6 protein-coding genes are annotated in these 4,369 nt (G+C 57.8%); 4 read left to right on the plus strand and 2 right to left on the minus strand.

The features are described from left to right. Positions 1-1,019, minus strand: a 1,019-nt coding sequence (locus DBR24_RS32345; RefSeq protein ID WP_256591537.1) for an FAD-binding protein, incomplete at its 3' end; no start/stop codon positions are given. 557 nt (positions 1,020-1,576) lie between these two features. On the opposite strand from DBR24_RS32345, the gene rpoE reads away from it, so the two are divergent. The 3 genes from rpoE to DBR24_RS15775 are packed head-to-tail and all read left to right on the plus strand — an operon-like array spanning position 1,577 to position 3,750. Then, positions 1,577-2,158, plus strand: coding sequence for an RNA polymerase sigma factor RpoE (gene rpoE / locus DBR24_RS15765; RefSeq protein WP_003172477.1), 582 nt, complete (start codon positions 1,577-1,579; stop codon positions 2,156-2,158). A 30-nt stretch (positions 2,159-2,188) separates the two neighbouring features. Then, positions 2,189-2,776: a sigma-E factor negative regulatory protein gene (locus DBR24_RS15770; protein WP_128615223.1), complete on the plus strand. Its 588-nt coding sequence runs from the start codon at positions 2,189-2,191 to the stop codon at positions 2,774-2,776. 8 nt (positions 2,777-2,784) lie between these two features. After that, positions 2,785-3,750: a MucB/RseB C-terminal domain-containing protein gene (locus DBR24_RS15775; RefSeq protein ID WP_128615224.1), complete on the plus strand. Its 966-nt coding sequence runs from the start codon at positions 2,785-2,787 to the stop codon at positions 3,748-3,750. Positions 3,751-3,761: 11 nt separating this feature from the next. Here DBR24_RS15775 and DBR24_RS32350 read toward each other — a convergent pair whose 3' ends face one another. Then, positions 3,762-3,923 carry a hypothetical protein gene (locus tag DBR24_RS32350; protein WP_177490577.1) on the minus strand — a complete coding sequence of 54 codons (162 nt, stop codon included), beginning with the start codon at positions 3,921-3,923 and terminating at the stop codon, positions 3,762-3,764. 34 nt (positions 3,924-3,957) lie between these two features. Here DBR24_RS32350 and DBR24_RS15780 point away from each other — a divergent pair. Continuing rightward, positions 3,958-4,369, plus strand: a 412-nt coding sequence (locus DBR24_RS15780; RefSeq protein ID WP_177490579.1) for a trypsin-like peptidase domain-containing protein, incomplete at its 3' end; no start/stop codon positions are given.

Below are 4,369 nucleotides of genomic sequence, written 5' to 3' on the forward strand. Positions count from 1 at the left end.
GTCATGTCGATGCCGAAGCCAAGGCAGCGCTCGTAGACGGTCGGGAAGTGGCTCTTGATGAAGGCCTCGGGCTTGTGGCTGATGTCGAGGTAGACGCAGTCGATACCCAGGCGCTTCATTTCATGGTCGATGGCCCGGGCGACGATGTCCCGTGGAGCCAGCTCGGCACGCTTGTCGAAGCGGTGCATGAAGCGCTCGCCGTTCGGTAATTTCAAATGCGCGCCTTCGCCACGCAAGGCCTCGGTGATCAGAAAACTCTTGGCCTGCGGGTGATACAGGCAGGTGGGGTGGAACTGGTTGAATTCCAGGTTCGCCACCCGGCAGCCGGAACGCCAGGCCATGGCAATGCCATCCCCGCAGGCGCCATCGGGGTTGCTGGTATAGAGGTAGACCTTGGCGGCGCCCCCCGAGGCGAGGATCACGAAACGGGCGCCGTAGGTATCGACTTCGCCGGTGGCCCGGTTGAGCACGTAGGCACCCAGGCAACGGTCGCCATCCAGTCCCAGACGGCGCTTGGTGATCAGATCGACGGCAACCCGCTGCTCGAGCAATTCGATGTTGGAACGTTCCCTGGCCTGGGCCAGCAGGGTTTTGAATATGGCTGCACCGGTCGCGTCGGCCGCGTGGATGATGCGCCGATGGCTGTGGCCGCCTTCGCGGGTCAGGTGGAATTCGAATCCGCCGTCTTCGGTGCCGGACTGTTCATCGCGGGTGAACGGCACGCCTTGGTCGATCAGCCACTGGATCGCTTCACGGCTGTGCTCGACAGTGAACCGGACGGCGTCTTCATGGCACAGACCGCCGCCGGCATTGAGGGTGTCATCAACGTGGGATTCGACAGTATCGGTATCGTCGAGCACGGCGGCGACGCCACCCTGGGCCCAATAGGTTGAACCGTTGGCGAGATCGCCCTTGCTCAATACGGCAATGCGCAAATGACCCGGCAGGGTCAGCGCGAGACTCAAACCGGCAGCACCGCTGCCAATGACCAGAACATCGTGTTGGAACTGTTGGCTCATTTCAGGATTCCGCTCAAAGCGACCCGGATCGGGGTTGGCGCAAGACAGCTGGGTCGGCGAGTCAAGGCAGCCACACAGCCCACTAGTATATAGAGGGGTGGGGCGGCACAATAGCCGCGCCGATATGGCATTGTGAAACTACTGTGACGAAAAAAGCCGGGTGCTTCGTCGGAAGTTTTTTTCGCCGGGTTCGCGAAAAGACGACTGTATCGGCGTTGAAACAGGATTTTTCAGCGCAGGGTTGCCCAATGTCGGATCGGTCCGGCTATAAATAATTGGAACTTTTGCCAAAGGCCCAAGATCAATAGTCGGTGCCAGAAACAAGGGACGTGTCGGCTTCAGTGCGGAATCTGCAGTTAGATTCCTGCCGGCGAAACCGATGACAAGATTATTCGCGCAGCCGGTTTATCCCGAGCTGCGTTTTTCGTGCGTGCCAAATCAGAGCCCGCAGGAAACTTGCTTGGAGGGGGAGAACTTTTGCGAAAAGCCCGAGTCTATGTTTGCAAGTCTGGTCGTTTAGTTGTGCAAGCCTCCTCCGGGCTTATCGAGGAGTGTTCATGCTAACCCAGGAAGAGGATCAGCAGCTGGTCGAGCGCGTTCAGCGTGGCGACAAGCGAGCTTTCGATCTGCTGGTGCTGAAGTATCAGCACAAAATTCTCGGGTTGATCGTGCGTTTCGTGCACGACACCCATGAAGCCCAGGACGTGGCTCAGGAAGCCTTTATCAAGGCGTATCGAGCACTTGGAAACTTTCGCGGCGACAGTGCGTTTTATACGTGGCTGTACCGTATTGCCATTAACACGGCGAAGAATTACCTGGTTTCACGCGGCCGCCGGCCGCCGGATAGCGATGTCAGTTCCGAAGATGCAGAGTTCTACGATGGCGATCACGGCCTCAAGGATCTCGAATCACCAGAACGAGCACTGCTGCGGGATGAGATCGAAGGCACCGTCCATCGAACCATTCAGCAACTGCCAGAGGATTTGCGTACGGCTTTAACTTTACGTGAATTCGATGGTCTGAGTTACGAGGACATTGCGAGCGTCATGCAATGCCCGGTGGGTACCGTGCGCTCCCGGATTTTCCGCGCTCGGGAGGCCATCGATAAAGCCCTGCAGCCGTTGTTGCAGGAAAACTGAGACAGCGGCGACAGCCAAGAGAGGAACGCCATGAGTCGTGAAGCCCTGCAGGAATCGCTGTCCGCAGTGATGGATAACGAAGCGGACGAACTGGAATTGCGTCGAGTGCTCAATGCACTGGATGATGTGGATACCCGTGAGACCTGGGCTCGTTACCAGATCGCTCGGGCAGCCATGCACAAGGATTTGCTGCTTCCACGTCTGGATATCGCTGCGGCAGTGTCTGCTGCGCTGGAAGACGAAACGGCTCCGGCCAAAGTATCCCGCAGCCCATGGCGCAGCCTTGGTCGTCTGGCTGTTGCAGCCTCGGTGACCGTTGCCGTGCTGGCGGGTGTGCGTCTGTACAACCAGGACGAAATCGCTGGCGCCGAACTGGCTCAGCAATCCAATCAGCCAACCCTGGCCACTCCACAGGTCAAAGGCCCGGCTGTTCTGGCAGGCTACAGTGAGAGTTCCGAAGCGACTGGCCCAATGGCCAATGGCGTATTGCAAGGTCAGCCAGGCTGGCATGACCAGCGTCTGCCAGGCTATCTGCGTCAGCACGCTCAGCAGGCTGCACTGAAAGGTACTGAAAGCGCACTGCCTTATGCGCGTGCCGCAAGCCTGGAAAACCGTTAAGGAGGATCATGCGCGCCATACCTCTACTTTCGCTTCTGCTCAGTGGCTGGTTCATTGTTCCAGCCCACGCTGATGACGCCCAGGACTGGTTGACCCGGCTGGGCCAGGCCGAGCAGCGGCAAAGCTTTCACGGCACCTTCGTTTACGAGCGCAACGGTAGTTTTTCTACCCACAACATCTGGCATCGTGTCCAGAATGGCCAGGTCCGCGAGCGTTTGCTCCAGCTCGACGGTTCGGCACAGGAAGTCGTGCGCATTGATGGACATACTCAATGCGTCAGCGGCACCCTGATTGCGGGGTTGGGAGATTCTCCAAACTCTACTGCTCGTTCTCTCGATCCCCAGAAGCTGAAAAACTGGTATGACCTTGCCGTCATTGGCAAATCGCGCGTGGCCGGGCGGGACGCAGTGATCGTATCGCTGACGCCTCGCGATCAGCATCGCTACGGCTTCGAGCTGCATCTGGATAAACAGACCAGCCTGCCGCTCAAGTCGTTGCTGCTGAACGACAAGGGGCAGTTGCTGGAGCGATTCCAGTTCACCAGCCTCAATACCGACGAAGTTCCTTCGGACAAGGATTTGCTGGCTGACGCCGACTGCAAGCCAGTCACGCTGGACAGTGACAAGGCTTCAGCCATTAAGACCGCTCAGGTCTGGCATTCCGACTGGTTGCCACCGGGCTTCGAACTGACCAGCAGCACGTCGCACAAGGATCCGGAAACCAAGACCCAGGTCAACAGCTTGCTGTATGACGACGGTCTGGCGCGTTTCTCGGTTTTCCTCGAGCCTTTGAATGGCGCTACGGTCACCGATACCCGTACGCAATTGGGCCCGACCGTTGCCGTGTCCCGCCGCCTGACGACGCCACAAGGCGAAATGATGGTGACGGTGGTGGGCGAGATTCCTATTGGCACAGCCGAACGAATTGCGCTGTCGATGCGTAACAATGATGGCGCTGCAACCAGCAAGCAGTGAGCTGATTCCAGTCATTCCCACTTCGTCGCCGAGACGTAGAAATGTTTGCTGAGCATTTTCATTTGCAAAACACCTGAAAATTTTTTATAGGTCAGAGCCTCACGGCTCTGGCCTTGTTTGTTGTTCCCGGAACAAAAATGCCGGTCGGTGGTTTCCGGTGTTCCTTGCTCCATATCGCTTAACCCTGCTCGTCGTAACGGGAGCTGTATGTCGATACCAAGTTTGAAATCTTATCTCTCCATTTTCGCCACCGTGCTGTTGCTCGGTCAGGCCGTACCTGCTGCGCAAGCAGCCGATCTGCCTGACTTCACCCAATTGGTCGAACAAGCTTCGCCAGCCGTGGTGAACATCAGTACCACGCAGAAACTGCCGGATCGCAAGGTCAACCAGCAGATGCCAGACCTGGAAGGCTTGCCGCCGATGCTGCGCGAGTTCTTCGAACGTGGCATGCCGCCTCAACAGCGCTCGCCGCGTGGTGATCGTCAGCGTGAAGCGCAATCGTTGGGTTCGGGCTTCATCATCTCTCCGGATGGCTACATTCTGACCAACAACCACGTGATCGCCGATGCCGACGAAATCCTCGTCCGTCTCGCCGACCGCAGTGAAATGAAAGCCAAAC

This window comes from Pseudomonas sp. HMWF006 (assembly GCF_003061205.1).
Classification (GTDB): Bacteria; Pseudomonadota; Gammaproteobacteria; order Pseudomonadales; family Pseudomonadaceae; genus Aquipseudomonas; species Aquipseudomonas monsensis.